The 16405-nt window shown below is 73.0% G+C and carries 10 protein-coding genes; 6 read left to right on the top strand and 4 right to left on the bottom strand.

All coding sequences use genetic code 11. The annotated features are described in order from the left end of the window. The first annotated feature begins 48 nt into the window (after nucleotides 1-48). Entirely contained in the window at nucleotides 49-1584 is a 1536-nt protein-coding gene (locus I3V78_RS15230; protein ID WP_204488570.1) for an AMP-binding protein, read from the top strand. Nucleotides 1585-1593: 9 nt separating this feature from the next. Here the strand turns inward: I3V78_RS15230 and I3V78_RS15235 are convergent, their stop codons facing one another. The 3 genes from I3V78_RS15235 to I3V78_RS15245 form a co-directional block, all read right to left on the bottom strand. Next, a complete protein-coding gene (locus I3V78_RS15235; protein ID WP_204488572.1) occupies nucleotides 1594-3129 on the bottom strand; it encodes a family 10 glycosylhydrolase in 1536 nt (511 codons plus the stop codon). A 48-nt stretch (nucleotides 3130-3177) separates the two neighbouring features. Next, entirely contained in the window at nucleotides 3178-4506 is a 1329-nt protein-coding gene (locus tag I3V78_RS15240) for a ferritin-like domain-containing protein (protein WP_204488574.1), read from the bottom strand. Nucleotides 4507-4567: 61 nt separating this feature from the next. After that, complete coding sequence (locus I3V78_RS15245) at nucleotides 4568-5485, bottom strand: methionyl-tRNA formyltransferase (RefSeq protein ID WP_204488577.1); 918 nt, start codon at nucleotides 5483-5485, stop codon at nucleotides 4568-4570. 132 nt (nucleotides 5486-5617) lie between these two features. Between I3V78_RS15245 and I3V78_RS15250 the strand changes: the two genes are divergently transcribed. Beyond that, a complete protein-coding gene (locus I3V78_RS15250) occupies nucleotides 5618-7270 on the top strand; it encodes a glycoside hydrolase family 43 protein (protein WP_204488579.1) in 1653 nt (550 codons plus the stop codon). 12 nt (nucleotides 7271-7282) lie between these two features. Here I3V78_RS15250 and I3V78_RS15255 read toward each other — a convergent pair whose 3' ends face one another. Next, on the bottom strand, nucleotides 7283-8683 hold the full coding sequence (locus I3V78_RS15255; protein ID WP_204488581.1) for a ferritin-like domain-containing protein: 1401 nt from the start codon (nucleotides 8681-8683) through the stop codon (nucleotides 7283-7285). A 265-nt stretch (nucleotides 8684-8948) separates the two neighbouring features. On the opposite strand from I3V78_RS15255, the gene I3V78_RS15260 reads away from it, so the two are divergent. Genes I3V78_RS15260 through I3V78_RS15275 form a run of 4 tightly spaced genes read left to right on the top strand, consistent with a single transcriptional unit; the run spans nucleotide 8949 to nucleotide 16391 of the window. Then, nucleotides 8949-9806, top strand: a complete 858-nt coding sequence (locus tag I3V78_RS15260) for a nucleotidyltransferase domain-containing protein (RefSeq protein ID WP_204488584.1) — start codon at nucleotides 8949-8951, stop codon at nucleotides 9804-9806. Beyond that, complete coding sequence (locus tag I3V78_RS15265; RefSeq protein ID WP_204488586.1) at nucleotides 9803-13024, top strand: AAA domain-containing protein; 3222 nt, start codon at nucleotides 9803-9805, stop codon at nucleotides 13022-13024. Before I3V78_RS15260 ends, I3V78_RS15265 begins: the two co-directional genes overlap by 4 nt. Beyond that, nucleotides 13021-14127 carry a hypothetical protein gene (locus I3V78_RS15270; protein ID WP_204488589.1) on the top strand — a complete coding sequence of 369 codons (1107 nt, stop codon included), beginning with the start codon at nucleotides 13021-13023 and terminating at the stop codon, nucleotides 14125-14127. The genes I3V78_RS15265 and I3V78_RS15270 overlap by 4 nt, the downstream gene beginning before the upstream one ends. After that, complete coding sequence (locus I3V78_RS15275; RefSeq protein WP_204488591.1) at nucleotides 14127-16391, top strand: hypothetical protein; 2265 nt, start codon at nucleotides 14127-14129, stop codon at nucleotides 16389-16391. Before I3V78_RS15270 ends, I3V78_RS15275 begins: the two co-directional genes overlap by 1 nt. The last annotated feature ends 14 nt before the right edge of the window (nucleotides 16392-16405 follow it).

Genomic DNA, 16405 nt, shown 5'->3' on the forward strand with positions numbered 1-16405 from the left:
CGATGCGCTGACGCTTGCCGGTCTTCTTGCGTAGTCTGTCCTCCAGATATGGAGACCTCGCTCCTCGAGACCTTTCTCACGCGTGCCCGCCAACAACCGGACTGGCCAGTCCTGGACTTCGAGCGGAAACGATTCACCGCGGGCGAACTCGCGCAGCGGGTGTCCGCCTTCGCGCGGGCGCTCGTGCACCACGGGCTCAAGCCCGGCGAGCGCGTGGCGTTGTTCCTGGAGAACAGCCCCGCGTTCGTCATCGCGTACCTGGGGACCTGGTCCGCCGGGGGCGTGGTGGTGCTCGTCAACACCCAGTACCGGCAGGTGGAGCTGGGCCACATCCTCTCCGACGCCGAGGCGCGCGTGTGCGTCACCGGCGCGGAGGGCGCCGCCGAGCTCGCGCCGCTCCAGGCGCGTCTGCCCGCGCTGGAGTGGCTCGTCACCGTGGAGCCGCCCCCGGGCCCCATGCCCTGGCCCACGCACGACTTCGACGCGCTGCTCGCCAGCGCTCCCGCGTCCGCCGCCTTGCGCCTGCCCGAGGGCGACGCGCTCGCGGTGCTCGGCTACACGTCGGGCACCACGGGCCGCTCCAAGGGCGCGATGCTGCTGCACCGCAACGTGCTGGCCAACGTGCGCGCCGTCACCGAGGCGTGGCGGTGGACGAACGCGGACCGGCTCCTGCTCGCGCTCCCGCTCTTCCACACGCACGGGCTCATGGTGGGCCTGCACGGCACGCTCTACTCGGGCGGGAGCGTGGACCTGCGCCGCCGCTTCGTCGCCTCCGAGGCGCTCGCCGCGCTGAGCGAGGACGCCTCGCTCACGATGTTCTTCGGCGTGCCCACCATGTACGGGCGCCTCGTCGAGGAGGCGCGCCGCACGGGCGCGCGCGTGCGGCCCCTGCGCCTGCTCGTGTCCGGCTCGGCGCCGCTCAGCCCCCAGCTCTTCGAGGACGTGGCGGAGACGTTCGGCCAGCGCATCCTCGAGCGCTACGGGATGACGGAGACCATCATGAACACCACCAACCCCTATGAGGGCGAGCGACGTCCCGGCACGGTGGGCCTGCCATACCCCGGCCAGGAGGCGCGCGTGGTGGACGTGCGCACCCGGGCGCCCCTCGGGGCGGGCGAGACGGGGGAGATCGAGGTGCGTGGCCCCCACGTCTTCGCCGGGTACTGGCGCCGCCCGGACGCCACGGCCGAGGCCTTCGATGCCGAGGGGTGGTTTCGCACGGGGGACCTGGGCGAGCGCGACGCGGACGGCTACTTCCGCATCACCGGCCGGGCGCGCGAGCTCATCATCAGCGGGGGCTTCAACGTCTACCCGCGCGAGGTGGAGGAGGTGCTCGCCCTCCACCCGAGCGTGGCGGAGGTGGCGGTGCTCGGCCTGCCGGACCCGGACTTCGGCGAGCAGGTGGTGGCCGTCATCGTCCCCCGGCCGGAGGCCCCCCCCGAGGCCCAGGCGCTGGTGGACTTCTGCAAGGACCGGCTCGCGAGCTTCAAGAAGCCGCGCCGCGTCGTCGTCGTGGAGGCCCTGCCGCGCAACGCGCTCGGCAAGGTGCAGAAGCACGTGCTGCGCGAGCGGCTCCAGGGCTGAGCCCGCGCCTCACGGCACGGAGACGCGCACGCCCTGGCTCTCCGCGCCGCCCCGGCCCACGTCGCTCACGGCCCAGGTGCCCGGCGTCAGCTCGAACGTGGCCCGGGCCCCGCCCACCACGCGCGCGAGCTCCCACTCCCCGGGGGCGCGCTCGCGGTAGAGCAGGTGGAAGCGCGCGAGCAGGGGCTGGGGGTTGGTGACGTGCACCTGGTGGCCCTCGCGCACGACGAAGGGCACGGGGGGCGCCACCGCCGCGCCCTCCCGGGGCAGCACGGGCGGGAGCGCGGGCCGGGCATACAGCTCGTCGCGCAAGAGGCCCTTCACGCCCTGGACGTCATCCAGGAGGAAGCGCGCGCGGAAGTGCAAGTCGCCCAGGGCGTCGCGGTCGCGCAGCGAGCGGGTGAAGGCCACCTGATCCGCCAGCTCCGACAGGGGCCAGTTCTGCGCGGACAGGTTGTGCACCGCGTGGCCGGGGAACAGGTGCACGCCGCCCTTGGGCCGCTCCGCCCACCAGCGGGCCAGCACCGAGTAGGACTGCCGGGAGGACTCGCGCCAGTAGAGCTGCGGCGCGAGGTAGTCGATCCACCCCTCCTTCATCCACGTCACCGCGTCGCAGGAGATGGCGCTGTAGGCATCCAGCCCCGGCACCGGCTCGCCGCTCTTCCAGATGCCGAAGGGGGACAGACCGAAGCGCACGGACGGGTGCTCGGCGCGGATGAGCGCCATCACCTCGCGCACCAGGGTGTTGACGTTGTCCCGGCGCCAGTCGCCCTTGTCGAGCGTGCCGCCGCCCTCCTGGTAGCGCGCGTACGTGGCGTCGTCTGGGAAGGGCGTGCTGGAGGCGTCCGGGTAGGGGTAGAAGTAGTCGTCGAAGTGCAGGCCATCCACGTCGTAGTGGTCGAGGACGTCCTTCACCACCGCCAGCACGTGCCGCCGCACCGCGGGCTCGCCCGGGTTCATCACCACCGCGTTGTTGTACGTCACCGCGTGCTCCGGCAGCCGCTTCGTCACGTGGCCCGGCGCGGCCACCACCGACGGGGAGGCCAGGGCTCGGTAGGGGTTGACCCAGGCGTGCACCTCCAGACCCCGCGCGTGGGCCGTGTGCAGCAGGTACTCCAGGGGATCCCACCCCGGCCCGGTGCCCTGCGTCCCGGTGAGGAACCGGCTCCAGGGCTCCAGCGTGGAGGCATAGAGCGCATCCGACTCGGGCCGTACCTGGAAGAAGAGCGCGTTGAAGCCCATCCCGGCCAGACCCTCCACCAGGGCGTCGAGCGAGGCCCGACCCTGCTCGGGTGTCAGGGTCGTGGAGGGAGGCCAATCCAGCCGGGAGATGGTGGCCACCCAGACGCCGCGCATCTCGCGGGCATGGGTGACCGTGACCTTCTCGGGCGCCTCCTGGCCGGGCGTGCCGCTGTCGGGCTCACCCGGGCCAGGCACCCCCGCGTCGGCCTCGGACGGGGGCTGGGGCTCCACGGAGGGAAGGGACGGCGTGCCACAGGCGGTGGCGAGCCACAGCAGCGCGGTGCTCAAAAGGGGCTTGTTCACGCGCGGCAATGTAGCGGGCCGTTTCACGCTCCGTCGATCCGGAAGGCGTCACGCCCAGAGTTCGCGCTCGAGCGAGGCGAGCAGGGCCTGGGCCACTGGCGGCGTGGGCATTCCCGCGTGCGTGACGAGCTCGGGGGCCACCGGTCGCGCCAGCTCCTCCCGCAGCTCCGCGATGGCCTGACGCCGTGCGGCATGGACCTGGGCGCGCTCCGTGTCCGACAGCCGGCTCCAGGCCCAGCGCTCGATCTCCCAGGACAGCTCGGCGTGCCGCGTCTCGTCCTCGGCGATGCGCGCCAGGGCGCCCCGCACCTCGTCGTCCTGCGCGTGCGCCGCCTGGTGGTGGGCCACGAGCGCGCCGAACGTCTCGCGCGTGCAGCCCTCCACGGCGTTGTCCAGCACCATCGCCATGAACGGACGCGGCGCCCGCCCGGCCACCTCGGGGCGGGGCGGCTCGGCACCGAAGCGGCGCGCCAGCCGGGTGCTCACGTCGGTGTGCAGCACCTCGTCCATGGCGCTCGCCAGCGCCGCGTCGCACAGGGCCGCGTCCGCGCCGTGATGGACGAGCTCCTCGCGCAGGCGCAGGAAGGCCAGGATGGAGGCCGCTTCCAGGTGCGCGCTCTGGGCGAAGTGCAGCCCCAGCGCCCCCGCGCGAGACCCCGGGGTGCTCTCGCGCAGACCCTCGGGCCGTCGGCCCACGGCGCACCCCGGCGAGCCCCGGGCGAGCACCGCGCTGCGCACCGGCTTCACCTCGCCCGTCGTGGACACCTCGAGCACGAACTGGGTGACCTGGGTGCCCGCCCCGCAGGCGAAGCCCTGGGTGCCGATGACGTGGAAGGTGCCCGCGTCCACCTGCTTCACCGCGCCGTACTCCCGCGCGCCGCAGGACACCCGGTACTCGTTCGCCAGGGCGAGCAGCACGGCCTCCTGCGGCGTGTCGATGGGGCCGAGGAAGGTCTTGAGCGCCGCCAGGGAATCATGGGCCTGGACCTCATCGCCCTGGGTCGTCGCCAGGTAGTAGGACATGCAGATGTCCGAGCAGGACCTGCCGAAGCCCGAGCGGGCGGTGAGCGCCTCGAGCGCGGAGGCGCAGGCCGCGGGGTCGCTGGCGCTCGCGCAGGCCGTTCCCGTGGAGGACACCTTCTGCTGCGGGCCCACGTCCGGCGCGCCGTACTCGAGGACGCTCCGCAGTTGCACGAAGTCCACGGCCCGAGCGGGGGACAGGCCCGTCACCGCGAGTTGGTGGTCCTCGCAGGCGGGGGCGGCGTAGCCGGTGAGATTCTCCGTGCCCTCGCCATCGCAGCCCGCGAGCAGCAGGGGCGAGGCGAGCGTGGCGCGCAGGGTACGGGTGAAGAGGGGACGCAGACGGGAGGCGGTCATCCAAGGCTCCGAGGGGATGCGGGTGAGCCCGTTCCAGAAGCAACCCGGATGCCAGGAGGTGTCAGTCCTCGTCCAGGGGCAGGAGCGTCACCCAGAGCGGCGCGTCCGCGCACCGCACGAGTCGCAGGTCTCCCTGCCGCTCCAGCACCGTGCCCGGCGCGGCGGACGCGTCCGAGGACTCCTGGGCGAGGCGGGTGCGTTGGACCCGCACCCGTTGGCCCTCGAGGGTGGCGAACGCGACGTGGGGCCTGCCCTTCCAGGCGGCCACGGCGCAGGCGCGCACCCGCAGGTGCACCTCGCGCGCGGGGGCGTTCCAGTCCACCTCCCGCCAGGCATCTTCGAACATGCCCGCGTAGCTGGCGCCGGGGCCGGGCTGGGTCTCGCCCACGTCTCCCCACTGCACGCGCGAGAGCGCGTCTGGCAGCAGCTCCGCGGCCAGCTCCAGGGCGCCGCGCACCACGTCCTCCGCGCTGTCCTCGTCCCGCACGGGCCGCGACCCCTGGACGAGCACCGGGCCGGTGTCGAAGTTCGCGTCCATGCGGTGCAGCGTCATGCCCAGCTCCGGCTCGCGGTTGCGCAGCGTCCAGCCCAGGGGGTTGGGCCCCCGGTGACGGGGCAGCAGGGAGGGGTGGACGTTGACGGCGCCCAGGGGCGCCACGGCGAGCGCCTCCGGGGGGATGCGCCACGGGAAGAAGAAGCTGAGGATCAAATCCGGCTTCGTCGCGGCCAGCAGGGGCGCGAGCCGGTCGCGTCGGCTGGCGATCAGCACGTCGGTGCCCGGGGGCACGGCCTGGAGCGCGCTCATCATCAGGTTCCAGACCGAGGGGTGCCGGGGCCGCGCGCCGTCCGCTCCCGGGGGCAGCACGAGCGCCACGAGCTCATGGCCCCGCTCGCTCAAGACCTGATGGAAGCCGCGCACCACGTCCGTGGACACCGTGAGCAACGCGATGCGCCAACCCTGCGCCGAGACGGAAGTCATTCGCGCGCACTCTATCCGACGGCTCCCGGGGTTTTTCGGCGTGTTCTCCCATTCCACCCGCATTTCAGGTGAATTCATGATTTACAGGGTGCCGCCCGGAACCCCCTCGCGTCAGGGCGCTTGGAGATGCACATGCGTTCGAGACCCTCTTGGAAGTCCCTCTCCCTCGTCTCCGTCCTGCCGCTGCTCGGCTGCGCGGGCGCGGAGGACATGAGCCCTGGCGCGGAGCCGGTGCCCGCGTCCGTCCAGGCGCCCCTGGCCGCCAGTGGGTACGAGCGGGCCCTGGTCGTGTCGGGCATGGCCGACCCCGAGGTCTACAAGGAGAACGACGATCTCTTCTTCCTCACGGGCACGGGCAACTCGCGGATGCTGCCCATCTACGAGACGAACGACCTGACGACGTTCCGCTTCAAGCTGGACTACAACCCCTCGACGGTCGATCCCACCTACGACTACTGCCTGCTGTGGGCGCCGGACCTCAACAAGCTCAACGGCGTGTACGCGCTGACGTTCTCGGCCCAGCGCGTGCCCAACGGCGCGGCCTGCCCCGCGTCCGGCCAGGAGGTGACGACCTTCCGCGCCACGGCGCCCGACCTCAACCTGCGCTTTGGCGTGCCCCAGCTCATCAACCCCAACACCACCCTGCCGCGCAGCTTGATCACCACCGGGTGCGTGAAGGAGGGGTGCAACCGGACCATCCGCATCGACGCCGCCACGTACAATGATCCGTCCGGCTCGTGGCTCTATTACGTGTGGTTCGACCGGGGCAACAACATCTCCGCCATCAACACCGCAGCGCCCGCCACCGTCTACAACGTCGCCGGCCCGGCGCTCCAGTCCATCCCCGCGCACGAGGAGACCATCAACGAGGCGCCGGAGATCTTCCAGCGCAACGGCATCTACTACCTGCTCTTCAGCCACGGCTGGTTCAACAGCCAGTACGCCATGAGCTACATCATGGCGGACTCGCTGCCGCAGCTCACCCGGGCGCGCGCCGTGCGCCGCCTGTCCCAGCCCATGCGCAACGCCGCCGGCCAGCTCGTGCAGACCCACGGCCACAACGCGATCGTCGAGCGCCGGGGCGAGTACTTCAACTTCTTCCACCAGGGCGTGTTCCAGCCCGCCGGCACCTTCACCTCGCGCAACACCTACAAGCAGCGCGTGGCCTTCAAGCCGGACGGCACGATGCACTCGCTCAACCAGATCAACATCCGCTGGAACCAGAAGGCGGGCTACAGCTACTCGCTGGACCTGGTGCTGCGCGACGGCTCGGTGGTGGGCCCCTGCCTGGACGTGAACCGCCTGGGCACGTCCAACAAGGTCACCTTCGACGGCGTGTGCGCGAGCGCGAGCAGCCGCCTGGTGAACAAGGGAGACATCGCCGCCCTGCGCATCTACTACTCGAACAACAACACCTGGGGCCCCTCGGTGGAGACGGCCTATGACGGCTTCTCCGACGACGTCTTCGTGGCGCTGCCCGGCGGCGTGACGCCCTTCGTGGACCTGACCTGGAACGAGAAGCAGACGGGCGCCCAGTACTCCATCGACGTGCAGCGCAAGGACACGGGCGCCTGGATTGGCCCCTGCATCGGCGTGGGCTCGGTGGACCGCGCCCTGGCGTGGACCTACGGCGGCCGCTGCACCACGCCGGGCATCGACGTGGCCCCGTCCAACATCTCCTCCTTCCGCATCTGCTCGGCGGTGAACGGGGACTGGAGCCGCGCCACCTGCGGCGGCGCGGCCTACAACGGCCAGGCCATGCACGTGCCCGTCGTCATCCCCTGAGCGGGGCGGACCTCAGGCCCACAGCTCCCGCTCGAGCGTGTCCAACAGGGACGCGGCCACCTCGGGCGGGGGCATGCCGGCCTGGGTGAGCAGCGCCTCGTCCAGCGGCGCGGCGAGCTCCTCGCGCAGGGTCTCCACGGCCTGACGCCGCGCGTCGCGCAGCAGGGCGCGCTCCGCGTCCGTCAGCCGCTCGTGGGCCCAGCGGTCGATGGCCCAGGACAGCTCGGCGTGCCGGGTCTCGTCCTCGGCGATGCGCGTCATCACGCCGCGCACCTCCTCGTCCCGGGCGTGCAGCGCCTGGTAGTGCGCCACCAGCGCGCCGTAGGTCTCGCGCGTGCAGCCCTCCACCACGTTCTCCAGTGCCAGCTCGAACAGGCCGCGCGCGACCGGCGTCTCCACGCGCGGCGGGGGCGGCGTGGCGCCGAAGCGGCGCGCGAGCCGGGTGCTCACATCGGTGTGCATCACCTCGTCCATGGCGCTCGCCAGGGCCGCGTCGCGCAAGTCCTCGTCCGCGCCGTGCCGGGCCAGCTCCTCGTGCAGCCGCAGGAAGGCCTGGATGGAGGCGGCCTCCAGGTGCGCGGCCTGGGCGAAGTAGCGCCCCAGGGCGCTGTCACACACCACGTCCGCCGCGGCATGCAGGCCCTCGGGCCGCCGGCCCACGGCGCAGTTGGGATCGCCCTTCTGCAGCAGGGTGCGCTTGAGCTCGGAGACCTCGCCCGTGGGCGTGACGGCCACCACGATCTGATCCAGCTGGGTGCCCGGCCCGCAGGTGCTGCCCGCGGTGCCGACGACGTTGTAGGTGCCATCCGGGTTGGGCCGCACCGCGCCGTGGCTCAGCGTCCCGTCACACCACGGCTCCAGGCCCTGGCCGAAGGCGACCAGCACCGCCTCCTGGGGCGTGTCGATGCGCCCGAGGAAGCTCTTGAGGCCCTCCAGGCTCGTGTAGGCCGTCACGGTGTCGCCCAGCGTCGTGGCGAGGAAGTAGGAGCCGCACAGCGCCTCGCACCTGCGATGGAAGCCCGGCTGGCCCTTGAGGGCCGCGAACGCCGACTGACACGTCTGGGAATCCGTGGCCGTCTCGCAGGCGGTCCCCTCGGAGGACACCACGGGGCGCGTCTCCGACGGAGGCGGCGCGCCGGGCGCGGAGGTCTCCCCGCGCAGCTCCACGACGTCCGGACGCGTGGGCGGCATCAAGCCCCGCACCGCCGGCCGACCCTTGTCGCACTCGAACGTGCTGTAGCCCGTCAGATCCTCGCCCGGGCCTTCCTCGGGCACGGGCTCGACGGGGGGCTGCTGGGTGGGCGGCGGGGTGAGGACCGGATCGACGATGCCGCACCCCGTGAGGACCAGTGGCGCGGCGAGGGTGACGCGGAGGGTTCGGGCGAACAACTGGCGCAGCCGGGACGGATTCATGGGCGCTCCTGGAATCGCTGGGGACGCGCATGTCAGAGCAATGCCGATGCCAGGGCCATGCCTTCGCGCGCGCGAGGCGCGACGCTGACGAGGACTGGGCAGTCGAGTCGCTCCGGCTCGGAAAACTGAGGGGGACGTGGGGTTTTTCCAAGGTGCCGGAATCCTTGGGGCCGCGCGCCCGCGGGAAAAAAAGCACCGGGGCCGCGATGGATTGCCCCGTCTTTTGCCGTCTCTCTTGCTGGGCGAGTGAAACCCAGGAGCGGACATGTGGAGCGTGCGTGAGGGGCTGGAGAAGTTCATCCAATCCCTGGAGCTGACACCGGGGCAGCGGGAAGAGGTCAATGGTCAACATACCCGGCTGCGCGAGTGCCTGCGCCAGCGCCTGGGAACCACGGACTTCCTGTCCGGCTCCTACAGCCGCAACACCGCCATCCGGCCGCTGCACGACATCGACGTGTTCGTCGTGCTGGGGGAGTCGAGTCCCGGCGCGCTCACGGCGGATGCGGCGCTCAAGCGGTTGCGGCAGGCGCTGCACGCCGAGTGGCCCAACAAGACCCTGGGCATCCTCCAGCAGCACTCGGTGCACGTGGGCTTCTCCAAGAGCGGGCTCGAGTTCGATGTCGTGCCCGCCTTCAAGGTGCCCGGCCGCGAGGCCTACCAGGTGCCCGAGCGGGAGACGGGCCAGTGGGTGTTGTCCAACCCCACCCTCCACCAGCGGCTGAGCACCGCGGCCAACGAGCGCTCGGGCAAGAAGCTCAAGCCCCTGCTCAAGGTCGTCAAGCACTGGAGGAGGCGGCGCCCGGAGCTGCCCGTGCGCTCGTTCCATCTGGAGGTGCTGAGCTATGGGGCGTTCACCTCCGCCCCGAAGGACTACCTGGAGGGCTTGGAGAAGCTCTTCGCGCACCTGGCCCAGGGGGTGATGGGCCCCTGCCCGGATCCCGCGGGACTGGGGCCGCCCGTGGACGCGCGGATGAAGCTGTCGCAGAAGGAATCGGCGCGGCAGGTGCTGTCGAGCGCCGCCCGGCAGGTGCGGCTCGCCCGGGAGGCGAGTGTGTCCGAGCCCGCCCAGGCCCATGCGCGGCTCAAGGAGCTCTTCGGCGACTTCTACCGGGATCGCGGATGAAGGCGCTCCACTTCGCCGCGCTCGTGCCGGAGCGGGCCGCGCCCGCGGTCCAGGCCCAGGCGTACGAGGCCCTGCGGCCCTTCGTCTCCTATGTCGGGGCGGCCATCGACGCCGCCCGCGCCCGACAGGTGCGCCACCGGGTGTCCTGGCGGGTCGTTCCAGAGCCCGAGCACATCCGGCTGCGGGCCCTGGACAGTCTGCTGGAGCTCGAGTCCGTCCCGCTGCTCTACCGGGTGGAGGAGTGGCCCGAGGAGGCCCCGCCCGACGCCACCAGGCCCCTCGTCGTGGTCAATCGCGCGCGGCTCGTGACGGTGCTGTCGGTGGTGGCCTCGCCCGAGGGCCCGCTCGTCACGTTGGAGGAGCCCGTGCTGCCCGAGGACCGGGTGTTCTGGGACGACACGCCGTGCCGGCTGGTGGCCACGCGCGCGTCCACGCTCCCCGAGCGGTTGTTCGACGCGGAGCGCCGACCCCTCACGCTCCGGCGCCAGTTCACGCGGGGGGAGCGGCGGTGGCTCGTGCTGGAAGGGCGCGTGGACGCGCTGTTCGATGCGCGGGGCCAGCCCGTGGCCGCGCATCCGCGCGAGGCCTTCACGGAGCTGACCCGGCTGGAGGATGCCGCGGGCCTGCCGGTGCCCTGGTCCGGTGATGCCGAGCTGGAGCTGGCCCGGCTGCCCGCCGAGGGCCCCCTGCTCGGAGACCAGGGCGTGCGCTTCGCGTGGGCGCCCGTCCGGGGCCGGGAGCGCAAGCGGCCGGGCACGTGGATCCAGCTGCTCGCCTCGGAGGACGTGGAGCGTGATGCCTCGGTGGATCCGCGCGCGGCCTTCTGCGAGGAGGGGGTCTCCGAGGTGCGGGTCGAGGGCGTACGGGACGCGCGCGCGTCGTTCCGGGTGCGCGGCTTCCAGCGCGACAGCTACCAGCTGCTGCTCGAGCGGCTGCCGCCCGAGGGCAGCGTGCTGCAACTGCCCGTGGACTTGAAGAACCTGCGTCGGCAGATGGACGCGCTCCAGTCCCTGCGCCAGGCGCCCCTGCCGCACCACCGCGGGCTGGTGCGCCTGCTGGAGGATCCCCGGCTGTCGCGCTGGGACACCGTCACGCCCGCGCCCGTCTCGAACTGGTTCGTCCTCCAGAAGGAACACGCCAGCGGCACCCTCCAGCAGCGCGAGTTCGTGGCCAAGGCGCTCGCCACGCCGGACTTCGCCTTCCTCGAGGGGCCTCCGGGCTCGGGCAAGACGCACGCCATCTGCGAGCTCATCCTCCAGTTCGTGGCGCGCGGGCGGCGGGTGCTCCTGTGCTCCACCACGCACGTGGCGGTGGACAACGTGCTGGAGCGGCTCGTGGGTCACTTCCCCCAGGTCGAGGCGCTGCGGATTGGCAAGGCGGAGCGGGTGGACCCCCGGGTGCGCGGACGGCAGATCGACGCGCGCATCGCCGAGCTGGTGGCGCGCTGGCGCGATCAGCCCGGCTTCGAGGGACTCGGGGACGAGGCGCTCGAGCGCATGGCCCAGGGCGTGGTGCTGGACTCGGCCAACCTCACCTGCGGCACCACCCTGGGCATCCTCGCGCACCCCGCGCTGCGTGACGAGGCGCAGTCGCGCTCCAAGCCCCCGCGCTTCGACGTGCTCATCCTCGACGAGACGAGCAAGACGACCTTCCAGGAGATGCTCGTCCCGGCGCTCTCCGCCGAGCGCTGGATCGTCGTGGGGGACGTGCGCCAGCTGCCGCCCTTCACCGACCGGGAGGACCTGGAGGCGGCGCTCCGGGACGTCGCCCCGGGGGAGCGCCGCGCGGACCGGTTCATGCCCGCCCACCAGCGCGCGTGCCTGCTGCTGCATCGGCTGACGCGGCCCTCGCTCCAAGGCAAGGCCGTGCGCTGGCTCCTGCCGGAGGAGTCCGAGGTCCTCGAGTTCCTGGCGCGCGAGCTCGCCTCCCGCGCGGGAGACCCGGCGCTTTCGGGCCTGGAGGTGGTGCGCATCGTCTCGCGGGTGCCCGCGCCGCCCTCCGTCCTGTACACCGAGGTCTCCGTGGAGCAGCTGCGCCGGGGCGCTCCCGAGGCCCTGCGGGTGCTGGGGGCGCGCTGGGTGCTCGTCGAGCCCGCGCTCCTGGGCCAGGTCGAGCGGTGGCTGCCCCCGGACCCGTGCTGGACGCGGGAGGAGCTCAGGTCGAGGCAGGTGCTCGCGCCATACCGGGGCGCGCACTGGCGGCGGGCACGCAACGCGCTGCCGCTCCCCGTGCGGGAGCGGGGCCAGGAGCTGTCCACCCTGGAGGCGGTGGAGGCGAACGAGGCCGCCTTCTTGAAGGAGAAGGACTGGGCGGTCGAGGTGGGCTGGCGCCTGGTGCGGGTCCACGAGCTGAGCCCGGCGCGCTCCCGCAAGCCCCAGCGGGAGTTGGAAGCGCTGCTGCCCCGGGCGGCGCCCGAGGCGGGCTGGGTGCCAGACGCCGTCGCGGCGGTGCTGGACATCGGTCTGCGCAGCGCCCTCGAGGTGCTGCAGCGAGGCTCCGGCACGGGTCGGGTGCGTCGGCCGAGCACCCTGGCCGCCGGACTGCCGCTCCCGGTCTGGGCGTCCCGGGCCGTGCGGCTCGACCACCAGCACCGCATGCACCCGAGCCTGTCCTCCTTCCCACGCAAGAGCTTCTACGCGGAGCAGGCCCTGAAGGACGCCAACACGCTGGAGGGACGGGAGGAGCGGGTGGGGTGGAGCTACGGGAAGGCACTGGCCGCGCGGCGGATGTGGTGCCACGTGGAGGGCCGGGAGACGCGGGGGGTGAACCGCGAGGAGGTGCGCATGCTGCGCCAGCAGCTCGAGGCCTTCCTCGCCTGGGCCCGGAAGAACCCCCGCCGGGAGGGCCGCTGGGAGGTGGCGTGCCTCGCCTTCTACGTCCGGCAGGAGCTGGCCCTCCGGGACATGCTGCGCGAGGTGACGGGCCAGTCCCGGGAGACGCGCTTCGAGCTGCCGGGCGTGGAGCTGACCTCGGGGACCGTGGACCGCTTCCAGGGCCGGGAGGCGGACGTGGTGCTGCTGTCCCTGCGCAACACCCACCGCGAGGGCTTCCTGGACAGTCCCAACCGGCTCAACGTCGCGCTCACGCGCGCCCGACACCTCCTGGTGGTGGTGGGCACGCGCGGCTTCTTCCTCAAGAGCGACGTGGAGGAGCTGAAGACGCTCGCCCAGGACACCCCGCTCCTCGTGTCCGAGCGACAGGACGGGAGGCCCTCATGAGAACGACCCTGCGTGCTCCGGTGGAGCTCTTCACCCTCACCGTGCTGGCCGAGCTGGCCCTGCTGGAGTCCCGCCCGGAGCTGGGACGGGTGTGTCGGGCCGCGCTGGCGCGGGACGCCCTGGACGTCCGGACGCTGGCCGAGGTGCTGCCCGGGCTGTCGGAGACGGCGTGCGCCAACCTGCGGCGGCACTGCGAGTACCTCGGGCTGTGTGACGAAGCGGGCCGGCTGACGGCGCTGGGACGGCGGTGCGCGGAGGACTCCGAGGTGCCGGTGCCCGAGCAGGGCGTCTACACCTTCTGGGTGGCCCGGCACCCGCTGTGCGGCGTGCGCCTGCTGCACGTGCGCCGCGAGCAGGTGGAGCCTCGGGACTCGGACTTCCAGAGCCTGGAGCCCGTCCCCGAGTGGCTGCGCGCGGACCGGCACCACGTCTGGGCCTCCGTGGTGGAACCGGGCCTGCGCTTCTGCCTGCGCGCGCTGCTGGGCCCCGCGGGTCAGCCCGTGCGCTGCCGGTGGGCCTCCGCGCCGCCGTGTCAGGTGGCGTGGGAGGTGACGTTTCCCTCCGGCGACAACCGTTGGCGGCTCTCGGGGCAGGTGGCGTGGAGCGAGAACGGCCAGCCGCGCCGCGCCCCCTTCACCACGCCCGACGCCACCGTCCCCGACCTGGAGGCCCGGGCGCTCCTCTCCGCGTGGGAGCCGCGCTGGGACGACGCGCGCGGCTTCGTGGCCATGGACTTCGATGGGCACGTGGACGACGCGGCGCCCTTCCTGCGCTCCCTGCGCCATCCCTCCGTCACCGTCCCCGGCCGGGGGACCTACGAGAAGGTGGAGCTGCTGGAGGTGCCCGTGGGCCCGAGCTCCGCCGCCCAGGCCCAGCGGTGGGCGGACGCCCTGCTGCTCGCGGCGTTGAAGAAGGAGGCCGGCTACGTGCCGGACTCGCGTCGGCGAGCGCTCTTCGCCGCCCGCGTGCGCGACACCCCCCTGGCTCTGTTCCCCGTGGCCCCCGCCGAACCGGAGGCCCAGCTGCGGTCCGTGGCGAGCGACGAGCGGTTGTTCTGGATGCTGGCCGCGCCGTTCGATCTGCGGCCGAGAGGAGGCGGGTGATGCGACAAGGACCCATCCTGGCGGAGTCCCGGGAGCGACAGGACGACCGCTCCACGCGCGAGCTCCCGCTCTGGGAGAAGGACCCGGCGCCAGGTGACGCCACGCCGCCCTGGCCGCGGCAGGACACGCTGCGCCCCGACGACTGGCGAACCGTGCTCCAGGGCGCGCGCTCGGTGGTGGCGGCGTGCACGACCCTGCATCCCGCGTGGATGCGCGAGGCGCTTGGCTGGAGCAGCCAGACGGCCCAGTGCCGCACCTATCTGTTCGGACCCGAGCCCTGGGTGTCCGCTCCGGAGCTCCAATCCCTGGTGAAGGCGGGTGGCGCGCGCCTGTTGACGCGGCTGGGCGCCGAGCCCCCGGCGGACTTCCTCGTCGCGGACGGTGAGCGGGGCTGGCTCGTCCTGGGCGCGCCCGGTCAGCCCCGGCGCTGGCTGCTGCCGCTCGGTCCCGCGCTGGCGCATGACCTGCACGAGCTGTTCGTGCACCTCTTCTGGCACCAGGCCCGGCGCGAATCCGGGCCGGAGGGGCGCTTCCGGGAATGCCCGCCGTCTCCCTTCCCGGCCCCCGGAGAGGCCGGGCCGGCGCTGACGCGCGGTCAGCTCCTGTCGCGCGCGGAGCCCCCCGTGCCGCTGTTGCCGGATGCGGAGCTCGCCGTGGAACCCCGGCGGCTTCCCGTGGAGGGCACGCCGCGGCTGCTGTTGACCCCGCCCACGAGCGACGACTTCACGCGCCTGCGCGAGCGGGTCGGGCAGGGCACGGCGCTGGCCTGGTTCGACAGGGGCCTGCCGAGGCTGGCGCTCACGCGGCGGCGGATGGTGATGGAGCTGGGGGAGGGCCCGAGCCGGCTGCGGCTGGAGTTCGAGGCGGAGGAGGCCATCCGGATCAAGCACCTGCTGGAGCTGGGGGCGAGCGCGGGGGCCTGGCGCTTCCACGCGGCGCGAGCGCTGGGGGCGGTGCGCGGGCCCGTGCGGCTGGAGGGCTCGGCCGCCGAGCAGCGCGTGCACGACACGCTGCCCGTGGACCTGGGCGACGTGGGGGCCGCGGAGCTGCTGGCGCTGGACGACGCGCGACCGACGAGCTGGCGGGAGCCCCCCGCCTTGACCCGGTGCGTGCACTACCGCTGGCGGGTGGTGCCTCCTCAGGCGCCTCCCGGGGCCCGTGCCGCGAAGCTGCTGACCGAGTGGGAACAGCTGGACGCGCACATCGAGGCCCGCGCGAACAGCGCGGTGGGCGTCCTGGAGAAGCAGGAACAGGAGGAGGGGAAGCGCGGACTGCTCGCGCGGCTCACGGGCCTGGTGTCCCGCTGGAAGGACGTGAACAGCCGCCGCAAGCGCCTGCGCCACGCGCTCGACGAGGTGCGCGAGCAGCCGCTCTCGCGGCGGCCCGACGACGCGGCGCGGCTGGTGACGCTGCTGGAGGATCAGGAGAAGGAGCTTCTGGCGTTGGATCGCTTCTGCGCGGAGCAGGAGGCGCAGGAGGAGCTGCGGCTGGCCGAGGAGGCCCAGCGCGCCGCGCATGCACGGGAGGTGGAGCGGGCGCGGCTCGAGCACGCGCGACTGGCTCCGGAGCTGGAGGCGCACCAGACACGTCTCCAGGAGGCACGCGACGCGCTGCCCGCGCTGGAGGAGCGCTGGCGCGCCCGGTCCGAGGAGGTGCTTCGCGCCGCGCACGCGGCCCGGACGGCGCGGGCCCGGGAACAGCTGGACGCGTGCCAGGCACGGCTGGAGGAGCACACGGGGCGCCGAGGGGAACTCCAGGCGGCCCTGGATGCACTGCCCAAGAAGGAGAAGAAGGAGATCGAGCGGCGCAAGAAGGAGCTCTACGCGCTGGACAAGGACCTGAAGCGCCTGTCGAGCGAGAAGGAGACCCATCGCCGCGCGGCCGAGGCCCCCTTCCAACCCGGGGCGGAGCGTCCGGGTCCAGACGAGGCGCTGGCCCGGCTGGAAGAACAGCTCGAGGCCTCGCGTCGGGACGTGACGGCGCTCGAGCGCGAGGCGGCGCGACGACAGGCGGCCCTGGACGCCCTGGCCCGAGCGGCCGATGCGGCCTTCCATTTCCAGCCGCCGACGCTTTCCGCGAGGCCCGGGCACAAGGCCGCCGCGCACAAGCCCGTGGTGATTCCCCGGGAGCCGCTCCCCGAGGTGGGCGAGCTGCTGGAGCACGGCGAGCGTCGCTATCTCGCGGTGCGCACCTGGGAGGAGGCCGCGCGCGCGAAGGCGGACGCCCAGCGACTGGGCGCGCGGCTGGTGGCCCCGACACGGTGATTCGATTTCACGAG

This window comes from Archangium primigenium (genome assembly GCF_016904885.1).
Taxonomy (GTDB): Bacteria; Myxococcota; Myxococcia; order Myxococcales; family Myxococcaceae; genus Cystobacter; species Cystobacter primigenius.

Excerpts from the sequence above, each read along its gene's own strand:
- I3V78_RS15260 (WP_204488584.1), top strand. The coding sequence starts at position 8,949 with ATGTGGAGCGTGCGTGAGGGGCTGGAGAAGTTCATCCAATCCCTGGAG.
- I3V78_RS15240 (WP_204488574.1), bottom strand. The coding sequence starts at position 4,506 with ATGACCGCCTCCCGTCTGCGTCCCCTCTTCACCCGTACCCTGCGCGCC.
- I3V78_RS15270 (WP_204488589.1), top strand. The coding sequence starts at position 13,021 with ATGAGAACGACCCTGCGTGCTCCGGTGGAGCTCTTCACCCTCACCGTG.
- I3V78_RS15275 (WP_204488591.1), top strand. The coding sequence starts at position 14,127 with ATGCGACAAGGACCCATCCTGGCGGAGTCCCGGGAGCGACAGGACGAC.
- I3V78_RS15250 (WP_204488579.1), top strand. The coding sequence starts at position 5,618 with ATGCGTTCGAGACCCTCTTGGAAGTCCCTCTCCCTCGTCTCCGTCCTG.
- I3V78_RS15230 (WP_204488570.1), top strand. The coding sequence starts at position 49 with ATGGAGACCTCGCTCCTCGAGACCTTTCTCACGCGTGCCCGCCAACAA.
- I3V78_RS15245 (WP_204488577.1), bottom strand. The coding sequence starts at position 5,485 with ATGACTTCCGTCTCGGCGCAGGGTTGGCGCATCGCGTTGCTCACGGTG.
- I3V78_RS15265 (WP_204488586.1), top strand. The coding sequence starts at position 9,803 with ATGAAGGCGCTCCACTTCGCCGCGCTCGTGCCGGAGCGGGCCGCGCCC.
- I3V78_RS15255 (WP_204488581.1), bottom strand. The coding sequence starts at position 8,683 with ATGAATCCGTCCCGGCTGCGCCAGTTGTTCGCCCGAACCCTCCGCGTC.